Origin of the sequence: Vibrio nomapromontoriensis (assembly GCF_050337205.1) — a bacterium.
Lineage (GTDB): Bacteria > Pseudomonadota > Gammaproteobacteria > Enterobacterales > Vibrionaceae > Vibrio > Vibrio nomapromontoriensis.
This window is the reverse complement of record NZ_JAKJSS010000010.1, coordinates 146,358-171,808: the sequence shown is the minus strand read 5'-3', so window position 1 is coordinate 171,808 and position 25,451 is coordinate 146,358. Positions and strand designations below refer to the sequence as shown.

Below are 25,451 nucleotides of genomic sequence, written 5' to 3'. Positions count from 1 at the left end.
TTGCTTGGGTCTATGCTGTTAACCATATAATCAACAATTCCCTATCATCCCAAAATCTACTTGCAACCTACCAAGTCCGGTCAAAAAATTCAGTGATTAATCGCTAGTTTTTGGCAATAGCGAAGCAGGTAACCCCCAATTATGCCGTTGAGATAGACGAGCAAGCTGGTCTAATTCATGTTGTGTTTCCTGCTTGAGCCATTCTACTAACTCATCAACGATAGGTGAATCGGTACGTTTGTGACAGTAATAGCGCCATGCACTATAGTGAACGGGGGCTTCTTGGGGGCAAAAAAGATACTCTCGCTCAAGCTCCGGCAAAGCTAGCAACAGATCTGTCACGGCAACACCTTGACCAGATAAACAAGCGCTTAGCGTTAAATCAAGAGTATAAAACGTCGAATTTCTCACCGGTTCCTCATCGGTATGACCAATCTTCTTTAACCATACTCGCCAATCATGGTGATCGAGTGTTGGATGAAGTCTGGGTAACGATAATAAGGTATTCATATCCCCATGATTATTCATTAATGGCTTAGTACAAACTGGCGCCATGTATTCCTCGCGTAGAAATAGTATTTCTGGGTCATCTTCAAATTGCTTTCCATAACGAGTGGTAAAGACAAACAGATCATAATCTCCCGCTCTTAACCCCTCTTCTTCATCAATCACAGGAATAACTACAATTTCATTGTTCGGATAACGTTCACTGAGCTGTTGTATCTTGGGCAGTAGAGCACGAGTTGCAAAACTTAGCGCTGCTCGAATGACTATTTTTTGATTCGGCAGCATACGCCAAGAGTCCAATAATGACTGCAACGCTAAATAATTGCGACCAAGCACTTCATACAGTTCCTTGCCTTTCAGTGTTAACTGTATGCTGCGATGACCTCTTACAATTAAAGATGCGTTTAACTCATCCTCAAGCTGTTTGACCTGACGACTCACGGCGCTTTGAGTAACATGAAGCTCATTGGCTGCTAGCGTAAAGCTCATATGCCTTGCAACAACCTCAAATACTTTAAGGCTATTGTGCGAATAGGGAATACTTGAATATGGGTTCATATTTGTTCACATGATTATAAGTCATGCCAGAGTGACACAAATGTTGCTTGAACACCATCAGCACCAATATAAAATAGCCAAATCATTACCCGAGGCTATCATGAAGAAAATCCTGTCCCTTGCGACCCCACTTATTATTTCTCAACTTATATCCATGGCGCTAGTTCTCACCGATGTCTGGATGATGGCTAAACTTAGCGTAGCTGACCTCGCCGGTGGTGGATTAGGGGCGTCCGTTTACACCTTTGTTTTCTTAGTTGCTGGTAGTACGGTAGGGTGCGTCGCCAATTTGATCGCCATTGCCTACGGTCAAGCCGTGGCTAGACCTGAATTTGGACACAAACAAATTAGGCTAGCCATCAAGGGAGCCGTGATACTGTCCGTTGTCCTTAGTGTATTGTTAACACTACTCTTTGCTTTTGCGCCTCAATTCTTGGTTCTTGCCAAACAACCGGAAAGCACTATTGGTATTGCCATGGCGTATTTAGATACTCTCAAATGGGCAATGCTTCCTACCCTTTTACTATTAATTTTACGTGGACTCACCAGTAACTTTGGTGATGCGAAATCGGTAATGGTTATGTCTCTCGTTACGGTTCTGCTAAACGTACCACTTAGCTATTGGCTAGCATTTAGCTTCGGTATGGGAATCGCGGGCCTAGGGATTGGTACGGTTCTAGCCGCGTCTATCGTACTCATTGGTTATGGCATCTGGGTATTTAAACGTCCCGTCTATTATAAATATGCTCCTTGGTTACATCTTGAAGAGTATACCTGGAAACTAGTGCTGCCACTGATTTCAATGGGCTTGCCTATCGCTATTGCAGCAGCTCTTGAAATGGGGCTAATTTACGGAGGGACACTGATGTCAGGCATGATTGGAGTGGCCGCGTTAGCGCTCCATCAAATCCTGTTACAGTGTCTCAGTTTTACTTGGAATATTAACTTTGGGTTCTCACAAGCGGCGGCTATTTTAGTCGGTAAAGATTTCGGTAACGACAATTTAACGGGTATCAAAGCCACCGCGAAACGCAGCTTTACCCTCGTTACCATTCTCAGTGCCGTGTTGGCTGTTGTGTTTCTCGTTTGGCCTGATGCCATTGCAAACTTGTTCCAACTCGATGAGCAAGGTGATTCTCACCTAACACAAATGTTGTCATCGCTAATTTGGGTTGTGGCATTATGTTTCGTGGTAGACGCATGGCAACTGCTTGCTATGAATCTACTGCGCGGGATGAAGATTGTGATTGTTCCGACCATCATGAGTGGAATTGGATACTGGGTGTTTGGTCTTCCTTCAGCTTGGTATCTTATGCAACATTACCAAATGGCGGGAATTTGGGGCGGTATTTTAATTGGGCTTGCCGTAACTGGTATCATGCTTCTTATACATTTAGTCGCAAAACTAAAAACCAATATGCCTCTACAGCAGGCAACTAACCATTAGATTTTTCCAGTGATTTTTTATTTGCTAAATTGCCTCCAGGTTTCAACTTGGAGGCATTTTTTAATTCAGTGTCATTGGTTGTCGTAATTGTCATTGGGCGCAAAGGTAAATCCTTGCCCACCAATGGCAGCTTCATACATCAGACCACCTTTCGTCATAGTAAACACTGACATTCCATTAATGTAAGCCGCTTTACTTTGCTTATCACCAGCTTGTGCTCCAGCTCCCGTTGAGCCTGCTTGAGCACTGGCACCTAAAGTAATCGCGACGGCAGAAGCTTGCGCACCAAACTCAAAGCTGCCACTCGTAAACGCATAATAATCCGCTTTTGTTTCAAAAAATATGATCTCACTATACGCCTGCGCACCAAGCTGTAGACCGAAACTCAACTGAGCTAAGGTCGTTTCCCCAACGTGTACACCTTGACGAAATACCTGCCCCTCACCGTAAGAACCACCTAGCCCAAACCCGCCTTTTCCCACAGTCGGGAAAACAGCATATCCGTAGGCATTCTCGAAAAATGAGTGAGTAGCCGGAGCCTCTTTAAAGCGATTCATCGTCGCTTCAATCTTACTGCTCGGCGAATCTGAAACCATGTCATGACTTTCTGCTGGTGCCACTGCGCTTTCTTCAAGCGGCGATGTGTCAGTGACATCCCTTACGGGTGCTGACTCGGAGCTTTGTGCCAACACCAGCGGTGTCACTGTCAAACAAACAAGTAGCGTCGCCTGTCGCCCAAAGTTAACTAACATATTGTTCCTTAATAAATCTATTACTGATGATATAGACGGGTACGCCTCTGGATAGTTCAAATAAATACAAAAAAGCACAACAAATATGACAATTCAAGCTAGCCGTCGTTATAGGTTAGACTTACAATACCCTAAATACGATTGCTGAGTAACATTCTGAATTTTATGATAAAGAAGCTCTTAATCAATATAATACTCATTCTAGTCGGTGTACCAATCTTACTTGTTACGTCGCTGAAATTTATTAACCCCCCTGTATGGGGCTGGCAAATTAGCCGCACCTTTTTCCCGCCAGAAAGCTACCCAGACACTGTACTCCATAGCTGGGTGCCCATTGAAGGTATATCACCAGATATGGCATTAGCGGTCATCGCCTCAGAAGACCAGCAATTTACAAACCATTATGGTATCGATGTAAGCTCAACAATAAATGCCTTAACTGAAAATAACGGCTCTTCCATCCGCGGCGCTAGCACAATCACGCAGCAAACCGCAAAGAATGTCCTTCTTTTCCCTAGCCAAACATACGTTAGAAAAGCGTACGAGCTCTATATTGCCCTACTCATGGAGCTAATTTTAGGAAAACAGCGAATTATGGAGGTTTACCTCAATGTTATTGAATTCGGTCCTGGTATTTATGGTGTAGAAGCCGCTAGTCAATTCTATTTTGGCCGTTCAGCAAGCGAGTTATCGCAAGTGCAATGCGCACAACTCGCAGTTGTCCTACCCAACCCCTATCGCATTAGACCCATGCCGGCGACAACTTATGTTCAGCAACGAACCAACTGGGTGGTACAGCAGATGAACAACCTTGGATCTATCCCATTATAAAAATCGATGTCTATGCATTGCTATCTTCAATGACGGGCTGCGAAGAATATCGCCTAACTTGACTGAACAACAATACCAACGCCATCATTATTGATGAAGCGATGTAAAAGCTGCCTAAGCTCTTAGAGCCTATGATCCAATGCTCAACAAGATAAGCCCCCAACACACCAGCAATGACCATTTGAATAGAACCAGATAACGCCGACACAGCACCAGCCTGCGATTTATGCGGGCCCAATAGTAAACTAATTGAAATTGGAAATGACAAACCCTGCGCCACCGTGAGTAAGGTAAAGGCAAAAATCAGATTCGCCACCGACATCGGCGTCATCAATAACCACAAGCCAGCCAGCGCCATAATGCTTATCGAAAGCAGTAGCAACCATGCATTGGAGAAATAACGGTTGAGTATATTTAGCGACACGCTCCCCATCAATAAACCTGCCGATGGGATGATCATAATTGTGCCGTACTCAGCAACCGTCAAACCAAGTTCATCCTGCATTAAGAATGGAAAAATACTTAATGACACGACCGCCCCTAAGTAGCTGATCCAATTGTAGCTTGCGCTGCCTATCACTTGAGGGTTAACAATAAGCTTAGAATAGGTCTTCAAAATCCCCCTCACTTCAAAGCGCTTAGGGCTATACGGCAAGGTTTCTGGCAAAATAAGCCAACCAAGAAGGTAAATCGCCACCAGATAGACAAGAACACAAATAAAAACAGCATGCCAGCCTAATTGAAACGCCACCCAACCACCAAATACTGGTGCAATAATAGGCATAATTGAGGCCGTCATGGAGATATACGACAACGCTTTTGTCAGTTGCTTTCCATCATAACTATCTCGCAGCACACTGCGCCCCAGCACCGATGCACTTCCCGCACCAAGTCCTTGTAATAACCGGCCCGATTCCAACGCGATTAAGTGGTCAGCGAAAACAATACACAGTAGCGTTCCGAGTAGGTAAATCCCCTGCCCTAGCAAAAAGACCGGCCGCCGGCCAATCGAATCCGATAAAGGCCCATAAAACAACTGCGATAGACCAAAACCGACTAAAAACAGCGTGACTAACATTTGCGCATCAGCCTGCGTAAGTGATAACGACTCACTAATCAAAGGTAATGATGGTAAATAAATACTCACGCCGACCTGCCCAGTGGCAATGATCATCATCGCCAAAAGCATAGGAGTTTTATTAAATGATTTTGAGTTTTCTTTATTCATACACATATTCTATATTGCGTATTAGTTTATGATAATAGAGTATGATGGAAATAGATTATGTCTTAACAGGAAACAATAGGCGCACGTATGGATTGGATTCAAAGTATCAATAGCTATATCAAAGTCGTTGAGGAAGGCAGTTTCAATGGTGCCGCCAGACGCATGAACACCACCAACTCTGCGATTAGCAAGCGTATCCATTGGTTAGAAGAGATCATCGGAGTACAACTGCTTAAACGAACCACTCGCTCCGTGACACAAACTGAAGCTGGCGCACTGTTCTACCAACGAGCAAAGGATTCAATGGATCGATTTCAGTCTATTATCGACGAGACTCGCTCTGTCAACCAAACACCAGCAGGATTGTTAAAGATTGGCGCTACCATCGCGGTAGGGTCGAAGTTTCTTGTTCAGTACTTTAATGATTTCCTCACCCAATACCCTGAAATTCGTATTCAACTCACCACAACAGCACCTGGACAATTACCCGACTCTAATCTGGATGTATTCATTAGTCGTGAAATTGAGCAAATGAACTCTTTGAGCATGAAACAAACCAAACTATTTGAACAAAAAATAGGATTTTACGCCGCCCCTTCATACATAGAGAAGCATGGGGAACCAACATCTATCGAAGAGCTAAAGCAACACAATATTCTGATATGGGGAGAACGCCCACAAAGAGAGTACAAAATAAATAAGAATCAGAGATTGATGTTATCTGGCAACTTTGCCACTACTAATCCAGAAGCCCTCTTTTTCGCCGCTAAAAGTGGTATGGGCGTATTAATAAGTAACGATATTATGATCAAAGAGGATATTAAATCCGGAGCACTTACGCGAATTTTGCCCAAGATACAGGCTGAGGATTCCACCGTCTACGCCTATTACCCCGCACTGGATTATGAACATACCAGAACCAAGCTATTTCTTGATTACATCAAATCCCGACTGGCACAGTCGAATGAAAGCGAGCAAAGCGTGTCGTAAAGTCACAACAGGTCGTTCGCTTAAACATTATCGTTGGACCCTCGATAGGCCTAAGCGAAGCGCGATTTATCAATCAAATACAATGATATTTCCTCATACATTTTCTATACAATTCCACGCAATTACTGGCAAGACGATATGCAATAATCAGTAATCTGGTTCATTTGGAGTTTCGTCTTGATCGTTTTCTTTTTTTTCTGTTTGCTCAGCTACTTGTTGCTGGTTGGTTATGCAGGGCTCAAAGCACATCAAAATCAGCAACTCAAGCTAACAGATACCTTGCTTCCTGTTTGGGTCATTGCATGTTGGTCATCGCTCGCGACTCTGGGCTTTGGACAGCAAAGTCTAGCTAACCTCATTGAGCTTCCCCTGCTGCTCTTCATTGCCAGTCTGCTCTATAATGGTCATGTCTATCTCGTGCTTTCTAACCCAAACCAAGCATTCACAACACGGGTTGCTATGTATGCGTTAACTCTGCTCATCACTATCGCGACTCGCTTATTTTTTCCACTTATCACTGAATAATGCCACAGCACCACAACGAGCCGTGGTATCAATCACTGCCGATCGTGCCCTCATATAGCGACCTAGCCCTATAGCGGTATACCTATTACCAATCAGGCTACGCTTAGATAAAACATACTTGGTCGCGCTTAGTTCATCATTTCACGTTATCATCATCAGAATACCGTATAATCACGGAACAACCGTGCGGCAATAGTGACACAGCATAGTTAATAGTTAATCGGTAATAGTTAACCACTCGACTCCCAGAAAGGACCTGATTTAATGGCAACGACGAACGTACTGATTGCAGGTGCTACTGGCTACCTAGGTCAATATATTATTAGCGAAGTAGCAGCCCGTGGTATGAACTTAAAAGCGCTAGCTCGTAATCCAAGTAAGCTCCATGAACAACCGCTTCTGCCAGAACAAATTATCCAAGCAGAAGTCACTAAGCCAGAAACGTTACGCGGTGTCTGTGCCAATACCGACGTGGTTATTTCGACGGTTGGGATTACTCGCCAAACGGATAAATTGTCATATGAAGATGTCGACTACCAAGCCAATCTCAACTTGCTGCGTGAAGCAAAAGCGACTGGCGTCAAAAAATTCATTTATGTGTCGGTATTTCGAGGTGAGCAGCTACAAGAGGTAGCAATTTGCCGCGCAAAAGAAAAGTTTGTGGCGGAACTCAGATCATCAGGTCTCGAGTACTGCATTATCCGCCCCACTGGTTTTTTCGCCGACCTAAGTGAAATATTTCATATGGCACAAAAAAACAAAGCCTATTTATTTGGTAACGGTGAGTTTCGTAGTAACCCAATACATGGCGCCGATTTAGCCGCCATTTGTGTCGACGCTATCACAACCAATGTGGATGAAATTGCTGTTGGAGGACCCGAGGTTTTAAGCCACAAAGAGATGGTTGATATTGCTTTTGATGTGCTAGGCAAGCGCGCTCGGATTCGCTACATTCCTGAATGGATTCGAAAAAGTGCACTATGGTCTGCTCGTCACCTCACCCCCAAATACGCCAGTGGACCCCTCGAATTTTTTATGACGGTGATGGCAATGAATATGATTGCTCCAACCTACGGTACACGTACATTGCGCGCCCACTTTCAGAACTTGCATAACCCACACAACACTGAGTCTGATACTCACCGTTAAGGTTATCAGTGATAACCTCATTCCAATAAACAAAGGTGGCTGTATTCGCCACCTTTATTTTTACTAAGTACCAATTCAAGTGAAATACCTAGTAACGTGAAGTACGAAGGTCGATATCAATTTAGCGCAATTTCAACATCTGACTGTATTTGGCTAGAACACGCCAGTACAAAACCATTTTCTACGTCTTCTGCCGTTAATGTTTCCGTACTTGAAGACTGCACTTGCCCTACTTTCACCTTACATTTGCAAGAACCACAAATACCGCTACGACAGGCCGCGATAACGGGTACACCGCCTTTTTCTAATGCATCCAGCAATAAACTACCCGGCTTCGCGTCCAGCTCTACACCAAAGCTAGGAACCGTCACCTTAACGACAGCTTGATCTTGAGTAGTACCAGCGACGATGGAGGCAACAACAGGCTCTGATTCTGCTGGGGTAAAGCTCTCTTGATGGAATTGTGACATGTCAAAATCAGCATGTTCTAAAACAGACTTAACCACTTCCATAAACCCGGTAGGGCCACATAAATAAATGGTACGGTCACGAAAATCAGCCACGAGTTTTTGTAACCACTCTAAGCTAATTAAACCTTGTGGATAATCGGTGCCACGGTTGTCTTCTAACAACATATTAAGGTTAAAGTGATCAACCTGAAGATTCAGCTCATTAATTTTATTGAAGTAAATAGCATCTTGTTTACTTTTTGCTAAGTGTAAAAACTCAATATCAACAGGAACCTCATTGGCTAACCAATCATCTACCATGGACATCACTGGCGTAATACCACAACCAGCACTGATCATAAGCACCTTGGCTTGTGGTGCGCAGTCCACATTGTTGAACTGCCCTACAGGTGTCATTGCCTCAACCGATTGACCCACTTCCAGCTGCTCGACGACATGGTTTGAAACAAGGCCGTTGGGCACTCGTTTAACCGTAAAACGTAATCGACTGTCACCTGGCTTCGAGCTAATAGAATACGCGCGAAAATGTTTATTGCCTTCTATATCGAAGCCTAGTGATGAAAACTGACCGGGCTTAAACTGAAACGTTACCTCGTGACTATTTGGCGACAACTCAAATGTGACTGAATCTGGCGTTTCAAACCATTTTTTCGTGCACGTAAGCTCCACTGCCCCTGACTGAGACCATGCCATATTACTCTCCTAACCATCAGCAATGGTGCCCGAAGACACCATTACAATTTTACTTTACAACGTTGTGATTGAGTTTCATTCGCTGCTTAATTACGCCGCTAAAATGGTTTTAAGATCTTCTTCAGCCGTTGTAATACCACGCATATCAAACTTGTCTTGCATGATCTTCAGCAGATTATCCGTTAGGAACGCAGGAGCCGTTGGACCCGTGTAAATACCCTTAACGCCTAGCGCAAAAAGTGTCAGCAAAATAACAATCGCTTTTTGCTCAAACCAAGATAACACCAGTGTTAATGGCAATTCATTGATTCCACAATCAAACTCATCAGCAAGTGCTAACGCCAGTTGAATTGCCGAGTACGCATCATTACATTGGCCCACATCTAACAAACGGGGAATACCGTTAATGCTACCAAACTCATTCTTATTGAAACGGAATTTACCGCAAGCCAACGTCAAGATAACGCTGTCTTCCGGAGCTTGGGCCGTGAAGTCGGTATAGTAACTACGTTCAGACTTATCACCATCACAACCGCCAACTAAGAAGAAGTGCTTGATCGCGCCCGCTTTTACTTGCTCAACCACGGCAGGTGCCGCCTGCATCAGCGCATTACGTCCAAATCCAACCGTAATCATGTGTTCAATTTCGTTGTGCTTAAAGCCCTCTAATGCGAGTGCACAATCAATCACTTGACTGAAATCGTCACCTTCAAGGTGAGCCACACCCGGCCAGCCAACAATACTACGAGTGAATAGGCGATCGGCGTATTGCCCTACATCTGGGCTCAATAGACAATTAGATGTCATCACGATAGCGCCAGGGAAATTAGCAAACTCTTTTTGCTGGTTCTGCCAAGCACTACCGTAGTTACCAGCTAAATGAGGGTATTTTTTCAACTCAGGATAAGCATGGGCAGGTAGCATTTCACCGTTGGTGTATACATTAATACCCGTACCCTCTGTTTGCTGAAGGATTTTTTCTAAATCATGCAAATCATGCCCAGAGACCAAGATACATTTACCTTGGATGGTCTTAACATTGACTTGGCTTGGCTCTGGGTGGCCAAATGTATCGGTTTCACCTTTATCCAGCATTTCCATGATTTTGTAGTTCATCAAGCCAATTTGCATAGAGGTATTGAGCAACGCCTCTAGCTCCGTAGGATCTGTACCCAACCAAGACATGATCTGGTGGTATTCCGCATAGACGGTTTCATCGGTTTGCGACAACACGCGAGCGTGCTCTAGATAGGCTGCCGCACCTTTCAAGCCATAAAGACACAACAAACGAAGCCCAATAACATCTTCATGCAAGCTATCGTGACCACGGTTTACCGCGGCTGTGGGTGCAAACGCCAACAGCGCCTCTTTTGAAGTTGGTAGATCGAACAACGCCGCTGAAGACAAAGTATCAAGCTGAACGTCTTGTAGGATCGCAGCGGCAGTCACCTGCTCTTGCAATCGTTGTTTATAAGTTGCAGCTAGGTTCGCGAGTTCAATAATACGCTCAGGGTCGAAGTTTACATTGGTCAATGTAGAGAAGAATGCACGCGGAGCCCATTGATCAATTTCCTGATCAACAATGCCAAATTTTCGGCCTTGATCGGCCCAGAAAGAAACACCTTGTAGCGTATAGACCAACACGTCTTGTAAATCGGAAACATCCGACGTTTTTCCACACATGCCTTGAGAGTATGAACAGCCCTTAGAAACAGGGGTTTGGATAGTTTGTTCGCATTGAATACAGAACATATTAAGAACTCCAGTATTTTAAATTCCTTGCTTTGATGCATTGCCAAAGCCATTTATTCACTCTTGGGCTAATTGCACTAACCGTGCCAAAAATTAAAAATGACATAACCCACTAATAAAAAAGGGATTTAACAATAAAACCACACTTTCACTGTGTCATTTAGACCACACAAAGAACAACAACAAAAGACCCGATAGAGTTAAAATGACATATTGGTTCAATTATCAATAAGCGTTAAGTGATTGTGAGCCGTTACCGTTGTTGGTAAGGTATGAGAAAATATAAAGAAAATAGGCTCTAGTGAACGCAGTAGTATTTGACAATGTCGATAAATGGTTTGGTGAATTTCAAGCGCTCAACGCAATCAACCTAAACATTAATCAAGGCGAAATCGTCGTAATTTGCGGCCCATCTGGTTCTGGAAAATCAACGCTGATTCGTTGTGTTAACGGACTTGAGCAACACAATAGTGGTGCTATCACGGTACTTGGTCATCCAAATGACTCTAAAAGTATTGCCCCTGGCCAAGTTGGAATGGTATTCCAGCATTTCAATCTATTTCCGCACCTAACCGTTCTTGAAAACCTCACGTTAGCGCCGATACGAACACTCAAACTGTCAAAAGCCACCGCCAATAAGCGTGGGCTAGAGATGCTCGCTCGTGTCAAAATTGCTGAACAAGCCCATAAATATCCCTCTCAGCTGTCTGGCGGACAACAGCAACGCGTCGCAATAGCTCGCTCGCTGTGCATGAAACCAACCATATTGCTCTTTGATGAACCCACTTCAGCACTTGACCCAGAAATGATCAGTGAAGTACTGAACGTGATGATTGAACTTGCAGAAGAAGGAATGACCATGCTTTGTGTCACCCATGAGATGGGGTTTGCTAAGCGCGTTGCTGACAAGGTGGTGTTTATGGATGAAGGTCGTATTATCGAGTCAGCTTCACCTAACACGATCTTTGACGCCCCTGCTCACCCTCGTACCAAAGCATTTTTAGATAAGATCCTTAACCATTGATGACCTCGAAAGCCGCATCATCCAGTTCAACTCTGGTAAACATCATTAAACCCGTCGCATCAGCAATACTGCAAATAGCGATAATTATCTATGCCTTGGTTTGGCTGCTAGATAGCGGCGCACAAAACATGGGATATCGTTGGCAATGGGAACGAGTTCCTGACTACCTCACCTTTTATGAAGATGGAGCATGGTGGCCTGCGGAGCTACTTGAGGGCTTGTTAGTCACTATACAAATTAGTGCCGTGGCGCTTATTTTCACTCTCATCTTTGGTTTGGTTACTGCGCTACTTAAACGTTCAGGCTCAATTGTAGGACGAAGCATTGCTCACTGCTACGTAGAGACCATTCGAAATACACCGCTACTCGTACAAATTTACCTACTTTACTTCGTCTTTGGCCCAATCATAGGACTCGACCGTTTCTCTACCGCTGTACTGGCACTCGCACTATTTCAAGGCGCGTACACAGCAGAGATACTCCGAGCGGGATTAATGAGTATCCCCAAAGGACAAAGTGAAGCGTGTCGAAGCATCGGACTTTCACCATTTTTTACCTATTACGATGTGATATTACCTCAAGTCGTGCGCCGGACTCTGCCACCGCTAACCAATGAAGTCGTTTCACTAATTAAGAACTCTTCTATTGTCAGTGTTATGGCGATTTTTGACCTCACTACCGAAGGGCGAAATATCGTCGCTGAAACGGCAATGCCTTTTGAAATATGGTTTACCGTTGCGGCAATTTATCTCGTATTAACGCTCTCGCTATCAGCAATTTCAGCTTGGCTAGAGCATAGATTAAACACCGAAAAACACACCTAACCTCATTTGTACTCAAGGAGCCACACGATGAAAAGGACATTAACGACAATAACCAAGGCCGCGGCTATCCTGCTGATGGGACTAAGCGCATCCATAAGCGCTTATGCCAGCGATACACCGAACCTTGATAAAATTAATGAGCGAGGTACATTGCGCGTTGGTATGTCTACCTTCGTTCCATGGGCAATGCGTGATAAGCAAGGTGATCTCGTCGGTTTTGAAATTGATGTAGCAAAACGATTAGCAGCAGACTCCGGCTGGAAAGTGGAATTTGTTCCCACCGCATGGGACGGTATCATTCCAGCACTATTATCACAAAAGTTTGATGTCATCATTGGTGGGCTCTCCATTACACCTGAACGCTCTAAAAGCGTGCTTTTTACACAACCTTACTCACACTCTGGTGTTCAAATTGCAGCAAGCAAAAAGCTTGCAGCTGACTTCTCAACTGTTGAAGACTTTAACTCACGACGCATTAAAATAGCCGCTCGTCGAGGCGCTTATACTGTACAGGTTGCGCGCGAAACCTTCCCTAAAGCCAAAGTTCTTCAATTCGATGACGACGCTCAAGCGTTCCAAGAAGTGCTTAATGGCAACGCTCATGCGGTTATTGCCTCTAGCCCAAAACCAGAACATGAAGCAGTAAAAAACTCAAACGCGCTATTTATCCCATTTGACGACCGTCTATCAAAAGGCAACGAAGCCTTTGCCGTACGTTTAGGTGAAGACGACAAAACAGCTTTCTTCAATGAATGGATACAAGCTCGCACTGACGATGGGTGGCTAAAAGAGCGCTACGAGTACTGGTTCTCAACCCTTGATTGGCAAAATCAGGTAGCAAGCGGACAATAGCTCATGACCAAACCCAACGCGTTTACCACCAAGCCTGACCAACCTCGTTTTTTCCGTTGGCGCCCTAACACGCTCGACATTGCGCTATTAACTTTATTAGCGATGGTGGCAGTATGGCTTGGCTATCGTTCTTCTATTGGTATTCACTACCAATGGCGCTGGCACGATGCATTCGCGTTGGTTTTCACTCCAAGGGCTGATGGCAGCTTACCCTATTTTGTTCAAGGTATTATTTCAACACTGCGATTAAGTCTATGGGGAATGTTACTGGCACTATCACTGGGTACACTACTCGGACTCGCCAAACACTCAGCCATTAAGGCGATCGCGATCCCTGCGAACTTATTCATCCAATTGGTCAGAAACATACCGCCACTGGTATTCATCTTTATTTTTTACTTTTTTGTATCTAACCAACTGATTCCATTACTCGGGCTAACCGAAGTTCTAAGAGAACATTCAGGATCAATTAATGGTGTTCAGTCTTTTCTGTTTGGTCCTAGTAGGTTATGGGAAAACTTACTGTCTGGGGTTGTTTGCATTGGGTTGCTGTCATCAGCGTATGTGGCCGAAATTGTTCGCTCTGGATTGGCGGCAATACCAAAAGGACAATGGGAAGCAGGCAGAACATTGGGGCTATCGACTTGGAGCCAATATAAAGACGTTATTGCCCCGCAAGTCCTAACTCTGATAAGCCCAGCCCTCGCCGGGCAAGCGATTTCTTTGGTAAAAGACACATCAATCGTTTCTCTAATCTCGATCCAAGAAATGACATTTGTTGGCACAGAAATCGCTAACTCTTCCGGCCTCATTTTCGAAATATGGCTCATAGTAGGAATGTGTTACTTTCTATTGTGCTTTTCACTGTCACTGCTATTCAAACGAATGGAAAGCCGCAGTTATAAGTACTAAATATTGGTGTAAACTCACCTAACATTGCTCGATACCACACGCTCATTAAAGTGTTGAAATGCGTTTCAACACTTGACCTCGGGTCTTCATAACCAGCAAGTATGAAGACCTGTAGCCCTCATACTATATTAACGAACCTTGTCACTATTTTTCGTCAAAACAGACTTTAGTGTACTCTTGCATTGTTGGCAGCCATGTCGTTCCGTATGAACACCCCGCGGACAAGTCATGAATAATGGAATTCGTCGTAACAAAAGCATTCCCTTCATAAGGAGCTTTTAGTAGTGGCTTTTGCTTAAAAATATCTTTAAGCGCTGTCACTGATTTTTCTGGGCTGTATTTTGCGTGGCTTTCAGCCACTTCGTTTCTCCAGATCGTAGTCTTGACCGCGTAGTCAAAGAGGCTTGCGTTACCGTTCGCATAATGATCAATCAGTGCCTTTTCTTTACCTAGGGGGTGATTGGTATGTGTCACGTAACCTTTGACAGCCCCATTGATCACGTCATTGCTACCACGTTTATTTACAACCGTAATTATTTGCCCCTTTTTATCGGCAAAACTAGTCGCATACGCGGCATTAACTTCCAATCTATCTAGCGTTTCTTTCGCGGACATAACATTGTCGAACTTTGTTGCCATCGCTAATAGAACACCACTTATCGGAACACCCGCTTCTAATCCCCCCGCATAAAATGCATCCACAGTATTCACCGCCGTTGCGAGATCTCGCCCCATAACAATTGAGGTAAACAGCGGCTCCGGAGCATGCACAATTACACCGTTACTTTTCCATATCGCACCATATCCAGCCAACGATACAGGCATATCCTGATTTTGACCAAGGACGCCATTAGACCAACCAATGGTTGTGCAACCACGAGTTTTACCCGCTGCTTCTTGCAAGGCTAACAACCCGCTACTCGCCACATCCTGAATATTCATAGCAAAAAGACCATCCATCGCCCATACGGTCAGATAGACCTCATCCGTGGTAAAACCAGAAGCATCCGCCACACCTGAATAGAAATCTATCAATTCAGGAAACTCTTTCTCCATTTTGTTTTTATTACTCAGTATCTCTGCACGTTGAGCGGGTGATAGTTTTCCATCCATCTCCGTCAGCTTATCGCTGATAATATGACCAATCACATCTTTACCAAACGCGTTGATATAACCCTTAACAATATCTTTTCCGCCTTGCGCATTTAAACCAGAAAACTCCAGAACTGGCGTTGACTCTTGGATCATTTGAGATTCATTGGGTTGATAAAATGTGCCACTTAATTCCACTGACACACCATTGATCCCTGTATTTTCGGCATTTTGTGCAAGTAATTGGCTAGAAAAGCTAAAGGCACAAATAATAGCGGTGGTTAAAATTGACTTTTTCATGGTGATACCTCTTGGGTTAAACGTAAATTCGGTTTGCTCACCACAAACAATAGAGTTAAAGTTGGTTTAATCGAAGGATATAATGTCCCATATATGGAATGGTAGTATGTAATGCTAAATAAAGATCTTCCCCTCATCGAAACTCGATTACTGAATTGCTTTGTTGCCATCGCTGAAACAGGCAGTCTACATAAAGCCAGTATTCGAATAGGGAAATCTAAATCGACTCTTAGTCGATGGCTGGCTGAATTTGAAGATTTACTTGGGTATGAAGTCTTCGATAGAAAAAGTAGTGGCTTGGTTATCGAGATCAATAAACAAGGAGTAGCACTACTTCCCAATGCAAAAAGTGTGCTCGCTTCTGTGCATCGATTTTCAGCCCACGCCAGTTCAATAAACGTCGCAGACGTCCCTATTTCAATCAATCTTGCATTTAATCAGTTTATTGAACACGAGTGCATGGCAGAAATCATTGTCCATCTAAAAAAGAAATACCCCGAAACCGAGATTAATGTCGCAAGCGATCTGTCTAGCCAAGCACAACAGTTACTACAAGATGGCAGCATTGATTTTGTGCTCGTCCCCGTCCCAGAATTGGTTCATCCTGATATCGGCGGTATTGGTGTAGGTAGCGAACAAATGATGTTAGTCGCCGCTAACGAACATGCCTTAGCTTCAAGTATCAATGTTAACTTTCAGTCACTGCTTTCGCATACTGTACTTATCCCAAGCCACCTGCAAAACAACACCGATAAAAGGCATTTGTTGCCTTTAGACACAATATCAACGCCAAATTTCGACCTTTCTGTACACTGTGCAAGAAAAGGCGCTGGTATTGCCTATGTACCAGAATACACAGCACGACCACATTTACTAAATGGTGACATCTGCCAACTTAATACCAATTGGGAAGAGTTTTCGCAAGTCATACCTCTAATGCTCATGTTTCGGTTGAACTATCCCTATCAAGAAATCAAAAATGACTTAGTTCATATACTCCGCTCATGGTTTGGCTATCAAGAATCATAGTAACGTACTCTGATTTCAATCACTGTTGCCAAGTAACAAAGAGTCCGCCTGATAAGCGCCGACTCTTTGTTACTCTCGAGTCACTGTCAATTATATAGGAAGGTAATGATCTACTAATAAGACAACGAACAGTACCATTAAGTGTATGATCGAAAACTTAAATGTCTCTATCGCGGTTTTGTCATCTGCGGCAAATTTTAATTTCCAGGCATAATAGATAAAACCAGCACTTAATCCGGTTGAACCGACGAGATAGAGCAGCCCAGTCATTCCCACCAGCGCAGGCATTAAGCATACTAACGCCAATAAAATGGTATAGAGCAAAATAGAGGTTTTCGTATACTCCACTCCATGGGTTACAGGTAGCATTGGAATGTCTGCTTTAGCATAATCGTCCTTTCTATGGATCGCCAACGCCCAAAAATGAGGTGGTGTCCAAATAAAGATAATCATGACCAATAGCCATGCATTGGCATGAAGCTCACCAGTCACTGCTGTCCAGCCAAGTAGAGGCGGCATCGCGCCCGCGATACCCGCAATAACAATATTTTGTGGTGTCGCTCGTTTCAAATATAAGGTATATACCACCGCGTAACCCAGCAAACTTGCAAACGTAAGCCACGCTGTTAGCCAGTTTACGGTGGATGTTAAAATCACAAAACCCGCAACACCTATGCTTGATGCAAACACCGACACCTTAAATACGCTTAAATCTCCTGATGGTAACGGGCGCTTATGGGTGCGAGACATGATGCCATCAATTCGACGATCTATTAGGTGGTTAAATGCCGCCGCCGAACCCGCCATAAGTGCAATCCCAAGTAAGCCCATAATAGTTTGCTGTAACGGCAGTGCCCCCGGAACGGCAAGACACATCCCAACTAACGCTGTAAGAATCATCAACGCCACCACTTTAGGCTTAGTTAAAGTAAGATAAACTCTCCAGTCAGCTTGATGCTTTGCAGCACCCTTGGAAACAACGTTACTTTTACTAGAAGGAATGAGCGGCACACCACTCGTTGGTACTGTCGTCGTTTTATTCATAGAGATCTCTCCTTATCCCCAGACGCTTTAGCGGGCGAAATCGACTCGTAGGACTCGATAACACTAAACTTAGGCTTACTACGCGTCACCGCTCTCGCAGACCAGATAACGTAATTAGTTTTAATCAAAGTCAATAGAAGCAATGCAGCCCCCAAGTTATGCAGAACTGCAATGCCTAACGGCAAATGAAACAGTACATTGCAAACACCAAGTAACAGTTGCATCACTAGCATCATGGCTAGCCCTTTTCCGAGACGCTTAAACGCTTTGTGTTGCTGGCGCATTAATTGATAAATAAGCAAACAAACCACCACTGTGACTAACATTGCGCCTATACGATGCGTGACATGAATCGTCATACGTGCTGCATAATCTAAAACCCCAAACTCATAGCTTTCCACACCAAAATGCACGGGCGTAAAGGCCGTGATAAAGTCCAAAGATTCAAACCACTGCCCTTCACATATTGGCAAGCTTGTACACACCACTGCCGCGTAATTAGACGACGTCCATCCACCGAGCATGATTTGAATAATGGTTAGTACGAGCGCGACTGCAGCTAAATACTTAAGGGAATTAGGCAACTCAGATGCAGATATCTGTCTTGAAAATGGCTCTGTATCTATCCCTTGATTCGGTGTGACGACTTTAGGTTGAAAAGGCTGGCGTTGTGGTGATGTCGAAAGATCGTTGGCTCCTACTTGCTCTGCTCGTCTATCAATTATAACGCTGGGTCGTAACCGTAGATAACTAAAGAACAGCAGTGCAAACATGGTAAAGCCACCGAGTAAGTGCCCCATCACCACAATCGGCATGAGTTTCAGTGTCACCGTCCACATACCTAATGCCGCTTGAAAAACAATGATAACCGATAAGGATAACGGTAATAGCAAGCCCATTCGATGGCGTTCTTTGACAATGCCAATCACGGTAATCATAAACACCAGTAACCCTAAAGCACCCGCTAAGTAGCGATGTATCATTTCTAGCCAAGCCTTGTCTTGCTCCACAGCCCTTTCGGGATATAGCGTGTTAGCCACTTGCACTTCCACTTTATCCGTAGGCACGGTCAACTGTCCGTAACACCCTGGCCAGTCCGGACAACCAAGACCCGCATCCGCCAACCGAGTATAGGCCCCCATCGCAATGACAATCACAGTCAGTACTAAACTCAATCTGATTAGATGAATCAATTTCATAGCGACTCCTTGTTATCTCACTTTTTGCTTCCATGCGGCGAAACGTGATCTTTTTAGCAAATGAACCAACCATTAAGTCACATCAATGCTTTACCCCACACGTGACAATTTAAGTAGCTTACGTAAATCCGTTAGCACTCCTTTACTGTGTGATGCTTCATTCTCAGCAGTCGCCGCCTCAAAAGACATGACGAGCTGTCCTAATGTATCGACAATCACATACCCTTCCTTTGGAACTGCACTGACAAATTGATCAGTCACCTCTATCATCATCACCGAGTTAGGTAATTCAGGCACCGTTTGACCGGGTAATACATAAACAACTGGCGTCACTCGCTCTTGGTGGTGCCCCAATGCAATATAGGTTTGCCCTAACACGTATAAACGATTTTGACACGCGGCTTGGCAAACGCTTGGAAGCATATAACCAAGTTGCCAGCTTTCGTGTTGCAACGGATTATTTACGCCAAGATCTCCAAGGGTAACTCTTGGCTCAACAAGCACTCCGTGGTTGGTAACGCCAGATTGATACCAATGATTAGACAAAATCGTTTTGGCGAAAATAAAAGGCAGGGCAAAGAATAAAACAAGCACAAGTAGGGTCAGCCTACCTTTCCACTGAGCACGACGATTTGTCCCCGAGTCGTTGTGCTTTCTTAGCGAATGTGGCGTGTTTTTGTGTTGGTGCTGTAACGTGTTCTCTTCGCTCATGACGCCTCCTTGCGAGATGATTTGAACGATCTTCTGGCGACAGCAAGCATAATGAATGCAAACACCGCCGCCATAGAAAACCATTGCAATGAATAACCAAAGTGCTTGTTAGAATTCATTGATATCGGCTTCCAAGGATGCACATTACCCGTTGACCCGTCTGTGGGCTGGATGACCCAACCAAGTAAAGGTTGGGTCATCCACTCAGCCATGTCAGCTAAATTCAAGTTCTGAATTCTATAAGTTTTATATGTGCTCGCGTTAACCTCTTGCAACATCGGTAACGTTTCTAAATACAGCGCATTTCCTAATGGATTCGGTTGCTTCTGATATAGACGTCCCGTCACTTGCACATGGCCCGTAAAGGGAGAGATATAAGGCAGCGCATCTCGACTGCCCATCACTGGAGCGAAACCTAATTCAAGCATGATGCGACGACCGCTAGAATCTTGCATGAGTTGGTACACCAAATAGCCAACTTTGCCATCAACCGTTTGGTTATCGAGATAAAATAGAATCGGTTCAGGTTGCAACTTCGCCAATATGGGATAACCAAGAAAAGCACGATATTCATGTTGAGCGGCATCAACGTTAGCCATGCTAACCGCGGTGGGAATATCCTGTTCTGACAGTAATGTTGGTGGCTGCTGAGCTCGTTCTGCAAGCATGGATTCAATATCTTGTTTTTCTAACCCACGCTCCCATTGCCAGAAACCCAATTTGACCAATAACGAAAAGACGACCACAGTTAAAATCAACGCCGTCCAAAACCAAGCCGACAGCATACTAGGAGAGCTTATGTTGACCCCATTAGTATTTAAAGTTGTTTTAGTACTGCTACTACTTTTCATTATTTTTAACTTGGCCCTTGCTCTAATTCGAATGGTAAAAGACGACACAACTTCTGAGAAACCGATGAGCTACTACCTTGGACGACGCGTACTATTCTCCGCTATAGTGGTTATCTTGCTGATTATTGCCCTTAAGAGCGGTATTTTGGTGCCCAATATGAGGCCCTATTAGAACCTCAAGCCCAGCCCTTTCGACCTTGTAACGTGTTGTTCTACAACACATACACAAATACAAACAAACACAACCACACCACATCAACAAAATGCCAATACCAACTGCCCGCTTGAAACGCGAAATGGTTCTTGGGAGTAAAGTGATCCTTTGCAATTCGAAACAGTAATACGATTAAAAAGATAGTCCCCAAGCACACGTGAAAGCCATGAAACCCAGTGAGCATGAAGAAGGTATTACCGTACACACCAGACTGAAGTGTTAAACCCATATCCTGATAGGCGTGTGCGTATTCTATCGTTTGAAAATAGAGAAAGAACACCGCCAAAACGATAGTAATTTCTAACCAAACAATCAGTGCGGTACGTTTGTTTTTTTCTAAACTAACATGAGCCATATGTAAGGTGATGGAAGACAACAGCAGAAGAACGGTGTTTTTAAGCGGTAAGCCCTGCCACGGCATCGCTTCGGTTTCAGTCCCTCCGGGCGTCAGAGTCAATGGCCACATAGCTTCAAATGCTGGCCATAACACTTCATGCGTCATGACATTATTGTCTGCCCCACCGAGCCATGGCACAGAGATCATTCGCGCGTAAAACAGTGCACCGAAAAAAGCACCAAAGAACATGACTTCTGAAAAAATAAACCAACTCATTCCCTGCTTAAATGAGCGAGTAATTTGTTCAGAGTACAGTCCTGATAAAGACTCTGTCACGACGTTACTAAACCAACCAGACAACATATACAGCAAAATAATAAAGCCTAACGCCAAGATGACGTTACCAATGACGCTTCCGGCTCCCCCAACTTCTAAATTTTGCACTGTTAGACCAGCACCAACGGCCACTAAGAACAGAGCAATAGCGCCGATAATTGGCCAGCTACTTTGCGCTGGAACGTAATAAGATTGAGGTTTACTCATTGCTTAACTCCCTGTTAAGTGCGCTTTTACTGCCTGTACTGCTTTGACTAACATCAATGACATCCTGCGGGTTAACCCTATTAGAGTCACTATTACTGGCGCTATTGGTAATGTTGGTTGTGTTGGTTGTGTTGGTAATGTTGGTAATATTGAAAAGCGTGTATGACAAAGTCAGTGTGTGTATAGACTCTGGCACATCAGGCTCTATATAGAAAATAAGCGGCATTTCTGCCTGAGCGCTTGCTTCTAATGGCTGTTGATTAAAACAAAAGCACTCTATTTTATTAAAGTACGCCGCGCCCAATCCAGGAGAGACAGAAGGAACCGCTTGTCCTACTAAAGGCTGCGTCGCATTATTCGTCGCCATATAAGCGGTTTGGATCACCTGACCCGGATGCACATCCATAACGACCTGCTGAGGCGTAAACGCCCAAGGCATGTCTGGGTTAATGTGCGCCATAAACTCCACACGAATGGTTCTTGATGTATCGATCTGCATGCCAACCGGCTGAACTGCCGATACCGTATTCGTCTTACCGTTAATACCCAAGACGTCACACATCACGTCATATAAAGGGACAAGCGCAAACCCAAACCCAAACATACCGATCACCGCAGCGCATAGTATGGCTATCAGTTTTTTATTTGACGCTTGGGGTTTGCTTTCCATCAAAAGATCCGCCTTTAATCAACGCGTGGTGGCGTAGAAAATGTGTGATGCGGTGCAGGACTAGGTACCGTCCACTCAAGACCCTCTGCACGCTCCCATGGTTTCGCTTGTGCTTTTTCACCACCGCGAATGCACTTAATCACCAACCACAAAAAGATAAGTTGCGATAAGCCAAAGGCAAAACCACCAATTGATACTATCTGGTTCACATCGGCAAACTGAATCGCGTAATCAGGGATCCTTCTTGGCATTCCTGCTAACCCTAAGAAATGCATAGGGAAAAACAACACATTGACGGAAATCACTGAGCACCAAAAGTGCCACAAACTCAACTTATGGTCATACATATGTCCCGTCCACTTCGGCAACCAGTAATAAGCCGCCGCCATAATCGAGAAGACCGCGCCGGTTACCAGCACATAATGGAAGTGAGCCACCACAAAATAGGTATCGTGATACTGAAAATCCGCAGGTACAATCGCCAACATAAGTCCCGAAAAGCCACCAATGGTAAATAAGATAATAAAGGCGATGGCAAACAGCATGGGCGTTTCAAAGGTCAACGCCCCACGCCACATCGTTGCGACCCAGTTAAAGACTTTGACGCCTGTGGGTACGGCAATCAGCATAGTGCAATACATAAAGAACAGCTCAGCAAACACAGGCATTCCCGTGGTAAACATATGGTGTGCCCAAACCAAAAATGACAGCAAAGCAATACTGCATGTGGCATAAACCATCGAGTGGTAACCGAATAACTTCTTGCCACTGAACGCAGGAACAATCGCGGAAATGATGCCAAATGATGGCAAAATCATAATGTAAACTTCAGGGTGTCCAAAGAACCAGAATATATGCTGGAACATCACAGGGTCACCACCACCGGCAGCATCAAAAAAACTGGTACCGAAATATTTATCTGTCAATATCATGGTTACCGCACCCGCTAGTACGGGCATCACGGCAATCAACAAAAACGCCGTGATAAGCCATGTCCACACAAAAAGCGGCATTTTCATTAACTTCATACCCGGCGCTCGCATATTGAAAATGGTCACAATGACGTTAATGGCACCCATAATCGAACTGATACCCATGATGTGTACAGAAAAGACAAACAACGCGGTACTGTCAGGGCCATATGTGGTGGACAATGGTGCGTAGAATGTCCATCCAAAGTCTGGTCCACCACCGGGCATAAACAGCGAAGAGAGAAGAATAAGGAACGCAAAAGGCAGAATCCAAAAGCTTAGGTTATTCATACGAGGCAGCGCCATATCAGGCGCCCCGATCATCATAGGAATCATCCAGTTCGCCAACCCAGTAAAGGCTGGCATTACCGCACCAAACACCATCACTAAGCCATGAACTGTGGTCATCTGATTGAAAAAATGCGGATCAATCAACTGCAAACCGGGCTGAAATAACTCTGCACGGATGACCATGGCCATCGCGCCTCCCGTCAAAAACATGATGAAACTAAACCAAAGGTAAAGCGTACCTATATCTTTATGGTTGGTAGAATACACCCAACGCGCCCAACCGGTTGGGGTGGCATGGTGCTCATCATGTTCAGGCTCGTCTTGTAATATCCCCTCTGAGACTGCACCACTTTCTGCACGGCTCAATTCAGCATCTGTCGCAGCTGACGATTTTGTTGTTTCCATGGGATCCATCTTCATCACTGCTCCTCGGAGCTAACAGGCTCCATTCCTTGAGTTTTGTACGCATTTACGTCTGATGCCTGCACGGTATCACCCGTATCATTTCCCCAGGCATTTCGCTGATAGGTTACGACTGCCGCGATTTCTTTATCACTCAGCTGATTAGCAAAGGACTGCATCGCCGTACCATTCACACCATCAACAATTTTTGCAAGGTGCACCGATACCTCTCCGGTCGTTGCCACAGGACTACCCGCAATCGCAGGAAATGCGCCCGTAATTCCGCTCCCATTCGCTTGATGACACACGGCACAACGAGCGGTGTAAACCTCCTCTCCAAGAGCCATCAACGTTTCCATAGACAAGGTTGCATCCAACGATTTTGCGGCTTCTTCTTTCGCCAATGCCATTTCTTGTTTTTTCTCACTTAGCCACGCGTCGTAATCCTCTTGCGTCATCGCATGCACGACAATTGGCATGAAGCCATGTGCCTTACCACAGAGCTCTGCACATTGGCCTCGATAGACACCTGGCTGTTCTATTTTGGTCCATGCTTCATTAATGAAACCTGGGATGGTGTCTTTTTTGACGGCAAAGTCTGGTACCCACCATGAGTGAATCACATCATCCGACGTCATGAGAAAACGAATCTTCTGGTTGATTGGAAGTACCAAGGCATTATCAACCTCAAGCAAATAGTGAGCGCCTTTCTCTTCAATGCCATCTATTTGCTTTTGGCTGGTTGCAAGTAATGAATAAAAACCGACATCTTCGCCAAAATACTCGTAGTGCCATTTCCACTGTGAGCCAGTGATCTTAATGGTTAGATCCGATTGAGAAGTGTCTTCCATCGCAATTAACGTCTTGGTAGCGGGAATAGCCATAGCAACGAGGATGATAATGGGAATCACCGTCCATAACACTTCGACTTTGGTACTTTCGTGGAAATTGGCGGCGACAGCACCTTTCGATTTTCGATGTTTGATGATGGAATAGAACATCACACCAAAGACTAAAAATGCGATGGCACAGCATATGTAGAAGATAAGCATATGAAGGTCATAGACCTTATTGCTAATGTCCGTCACCCCACGGGTGAGGTTGTAGTTGTTTGATTCAGCGCTCACAGGCTGGCTGACGAGCATCGCCGTCATAGCCATCCATGAGCAAACGGGCAGCAATCTTTTCAAAAGATTTCTCCTTTGCCTAGCCACATCTCTCCTGATGCGGTTCCCCTTAAACATCAACCAAGCACGTCCAAACAGTGATCAAACTGATTAGGA

The 25,451-nt window shown here is 44.5% G+C and carries 25 protein-coding genes; 11 read left to right on the top strand and 14 right to left on the bottom strand.

The features are described 5' to 3' along the window. Positions 1-96: 96 nt before the first annotated feature. Positions 97-1,065, bottom strand: a complete 969-nt coding sequence (locus tag L4D05_RS13805) for a LysR family transcriptional regulator (RefSeq protein ID WP_428752186.1) — start codon at positions 1,063-1,065, stop codon at positions 97-99. Between the two features lie 100 nt (positions 1,066-1,165). On the opposite strand from L4D05_RS13805, the gene L4D05_RS13800 reads away from it, so the two are divergent. After that, positions 1,166-2,512 (top strand): MATE family efflux transporter, encoded by a 1,347-nt coding sequence (locus L4D05_RS13800; protein WP_428794465.1) that lies wholly within the window; start codon positions 1,166-1,168, stop codon positions 2,510-2,512. A gap of 71 nt (positions 2,513-2,583) precedes the next feature. Here the strand turns inward: L4D05_RS13800 and L4D05_RS13795 are convergent, their stop codons facing one another. After that, entirely contained in the window at positions 2,584-3,264 is a 681-nt protein-coding gene (locus L4D05_RS13795; protein WP_428794368.1) for a lipid-binding SYLF domain-containing protein, read from the bottom strand. Positions 3,265-3,429: 165 nt separating this feature from the next. On the opposite strand from L4D05_RS13795, the gene mtgA reads away from it, so the two are divergent. Further along, on the top strand, positions 3,430-4,095 hold the full coding sequence (gene mtgA / locus L4D05_RS13790; protein WP_428794367.1) for a monofunctional biosynthetic peptidoglycan transglycosylase: 666 nt from the start codon (positions 3,430-3,432) through the stop codon (positions 4,093-4,095). A 10-nt stretch (positions 4,096-4,105) separates the two neighbouring features. On the opposite strand, the gene L4D05_RS13785 is transcribed toward mtgA, so the two are convergent. After that, on the bottom strand, positions 4,106-5,323 hold the full coding sequence (locus L4D05_RS13785) for a multidrug effflux MFS transporter (RefSeq protein WP_428752183.1): 1,218 nt from the start codon (positions 5,321-5,323) through the stop codon (positions 4,106-4,108). 87 nt (positions 5,324-5,410) lie between these two features. Between L4D05_RS13785 and L4D05_RS13780 the strand changes: the two genes are divergently transcribed. The 3 genes from L4D05_RS13780 to L4D05_RS13770 all read left to right on the top strand — a co-directional run bounded on the left by L4D05_RS13780 (position 5,411) and on the right by L4D05_RS13770 (position 7,987). Then, positions 5,411-6,313 (top strand): LysR family transcriptional regulator, encoded by a 903-nt coding sequence (locus tag L4D05_RS13780; RefSeq protein ID WP_428752182.1) that lies wholly within the window; start codon positions 5,411-5,413, stop codon positions 6,311-6,313. A 177-nt stretch (positions 6,314-6,490) separates the two neighbouring features. Beyond that, the gene (locus tag L4D05_RS13775; RefSeq protein WP_428752181.1) at positions 6,491-6,838 is read left to right on the top strand and encodes a hypothetical protein; all 348 of its coding nucleotides are present in this window, start codon (positions 6,491-6,493) and stop codon (positions 6,836-6,838) included. A gap of 264 nt (positions 6,839-7,102) precedes the next feature. Further along, positions 7,103-7,987, top strand: a complete 885-nt coding sequence (locus L4D05_RS13770) for an SDR family oxidoreductase (protein WP_428794366.1) — start codon at positions 7,103-7,105, stop codon at positions 7,985-7,987. A 116-nt stretch (positions 7,988-8,103) separates the two neighbouring features. Here L4D05_RS13770 and L4D05_RS13765 read toward each other — a convergent pair whose 3' ends face one another. Together L4D05_RS13765 and hcp are read right to left on the bottom strand one after the other, a co-directional pair. Beyond that, on the bottom strand, positions 8,104-9,150 hold the full coding sequence (locus L4D05_RS13765; RefSeq protein WP_428794365.1) for an FAD-binding oxidoreductase: 1,047 nt from the start codon (positions 9,148-9,150) through the stop codon (positions 8,104-8,106). A gap of 90 nt (positions 9,151-9,240) precedes the next feature. Continuing rightward, the gene (hcp, locus tag L4D05_RS13760; protein WP_428752178.1) at positions 9,241-10,902 is read right to left on the bottom strand and encodes a hydroxylamine reductase; all 1,662 of its coding nucleotides are present in this window, start codon (positions 10,900-10,902) and stop codon (positions 9,241-9,243) included. Positions 10,903-11,203: 301 nt separating this feature from the next. On the opposite strand from hcp, the gene L4D05_RS13755 reads away from it, so the two are divergent. From L4D05_RS13755 to L4D05_RS13740, 4 genes are all read left to right on the top strand, one after another. Continuing rightward, complete coding sequence (locus tag L4D05_RS13755) at positions 11,204-11,926, top strand: amino acid ABC transporter ATP-binding protein (RefSeq protein ID WP_428752177.1); 723 nt, start codon at positions 11,204-11,206, stop codon at positions 11,924-11,926. Beyond that, positions 11,926-12,750 carry an amino acid ABC transporter permease gene (locus L4D05_RS13750; RefSeq protein ID WP_428794364.1) on the top strand — a complete coding sequence of 275 codons (825 nt, stop codon included), beginning with the start codon at positions 11,926-11,928 and terminating at the stop codon, positions 12,748-12,750. The genes L4D05_RS13755 and L4D05_RS13750 overlap by 1 nt, the downstream gene beginning before the upstream one ends. Before the next feature lie 75 nt (positions 12,751-12,825). Beyond that, positions 12,826-13,602 carry a transporter substrate-binding domain-containing protein gene (locus tag L4D05_RS13745; protein ID WP_428752265.1) on the top strand — a complete coding sequence of 259 codons (777 nt, stop codon included), beginning with the start codon at positions 12,826-12,828 and terminating at the stop codon, positions 13,600-13,602. A gap of 3 nt (positions 13,603-13,605) precedes the next feature. Continuing rightward, entirely contained in the window at positions 13,606-14,514 is a 909-nt protein-coding gene (locus L4D05_RS13740; protein ID WP_428794363.1) for an amino acid ABC transporter permease, read from the top strand. A 144-nt stretch (positions 14,515-14,658) separates the two neighbouring features. Here L4D05_RS13740 and L4D05_RS13735 read toward each other — a convergent pair whose 3' ends face one another. Next, entirely contained in the window at positions 14,659-15,906 is a 1,248-nt protein-coding gene (locus L4D05_RS13735) for a C45 family peptidase (RefSeq protein WP_428794362.1), read from the bottom strand. A 111-nt stretch (positions 15,907-16,017) separates the two neighbouring features. Between L4D05_RS13735 and L4D05_RS13730 the strand changes: the two genes are divergently transcribed. Then, the gene (locus L4D05_RS13730) at positions 16,018-16,935 is read left to right on the top strand and encodes a LysR family transcriptional regulator (protein ID WP_428794361.1); all 918 of its coding nucleotides are present in this window, start codon (positions 16,018-16,020) and stop codon (positions 16,933-16,935) included. 90 nt (positions 16,936-17,025) lie between these two features. Here the strand turns inward: L4D05_RS13730 and cyoE are convergent, their stop codons facing one another. The 4 genes from cyoE to L4D05_RS13710 all read right to left on the bottom strand — a co-directional run bounded on the left by cyoE (position 17,026) and on the right by L4D05_RS13710 (position 20,674). Next, complete coding sequence (gene cyoE, locus L4D05_RS13725) at positions 17,026-17,979, bottom strand: heme o synthase (RefSeq protein ID WP_428794360.1); 954 nt, start codon at positions 17,977-17,979, stop codon at positions 17,026-17,028. Beyond that, positions 17,976-19,178, bottom strand: a complete 1,203-nt coding sequence (locus L4D05_RS13720; RefSeq protein ID WP_428794359.1) for a COX15/CtaA family protein — start codon at positions 19,176-19,178, stop codon at positions 17,976-17,978. The genes cyoE and L4D05_RS13720 overlap by 4 nt, the downstream gene beginning before the upstream one ends. 90 nt (positions 19,179-19,268) lie before the next feature. Next, positions 19,269-19,889 carry a hypothetical protein gene (locus L4D05_RS13715; RefSeq protein WP_428794358.1) on the bottom strand — a complete coding sequence of 207 codons (621 nt, stop codon included), beginning with the start codon at positions 19,887-19,889 and terminating at the stop codon, positions 19,269-19,271. Next, positions 19,886-20,674 carry an SURF1 family protein gene (locus L4D05_RS13710; RefSeq protein ID WP_428752171.1) on the bottom strand — a complete coding sequence of 263 codons (789 nt, stop codon included), beginning with the start codon at positions 20,672-20,674 and terminating at the stop codon, positions 19,886-19,888. Before L4D05_RS13710 ends, L4D05_RS13715 begins: the two co-directional genes overlap by 4 nt. Before the next feature lie 13 nt (positions 20,675-20,687). Here L4D05_RS13710 and L4D05_RS13705 point away from each other — a divergent pair, with 13 nt between their 5' ends. Beyond that, entirely contained in the window at positions 20,688-20,912 is a 225-nt protein-coding gene (locus L4D05_RS13705) for a DUF2909 family protein (protein ID WP_265677489.1), read from the top strand. A 40-nt stretch (positions 20,913-20,952) separates the two neighbouring features. Here the strand turns inward: L4D05_RS13705 and L4D05_RS13700 are convergent, their stop codons facing one another. Genes L4D05_RS13700 through coxB form a run of 4 tightly spaced genes read right to left on the bottom strand, consistent with a single transcriptional unit; the run spans position 20,953 to position 25,358 of the window. Continuing rightward, positions 20,953-21,834, bottom strand: a complete 882-nt coding sequence (locus tag L4D05_RS13700; protein WP_428794357.1) for a cytochrome c oxidase subunit 3 — start codon at positions 21,832-21,834, stop codon at positions 20,953-20,955. Then, positions 21,827-22,504: a cytochrome c oxidase assembly protein gene (locus L4D05_RS13695; protein WP_428794356.1), complete on the bottom strand. Its 678-nt coding sequence runs from the start codon at positions 22,502-22,504 to the stop codon at positions 21,827-21,829. Before L4D05_RS13695 ends, L4D05_RS13700 begins: the two co-directional genes overlap by 8 nt. Before the next feature lie 14 nt (positions 22,505-22,518). Further along, positions 22,519-24,186, bottom strand: a complete 1,668-nt coding sequence (ctaD, locus tag L4D05_RS13690; protein WP_428752167.1) for a cytochrome c oxidase subunit I — start codon at positions 24,184-24,186, stop codon at positions 22,519-22,521. Continuing rightward, positions 24,186-25,358: a cytochrome c oxidase subunit II gene (gene coxB / locus L4D05_RS13685; RefSeq protein ID WP_428752166.1), complete on the bottom strand. Its 1,173-nt coding sequence runs from the start codon at positions 25,356-25,358 to the stop codon at positions 24,186-24,188. Before coxB ends, ctaD begins: the two co-directional genes overlap by 1 nt. Positions 25,359-25,451 lie beyond the last annotated feature (93 nt).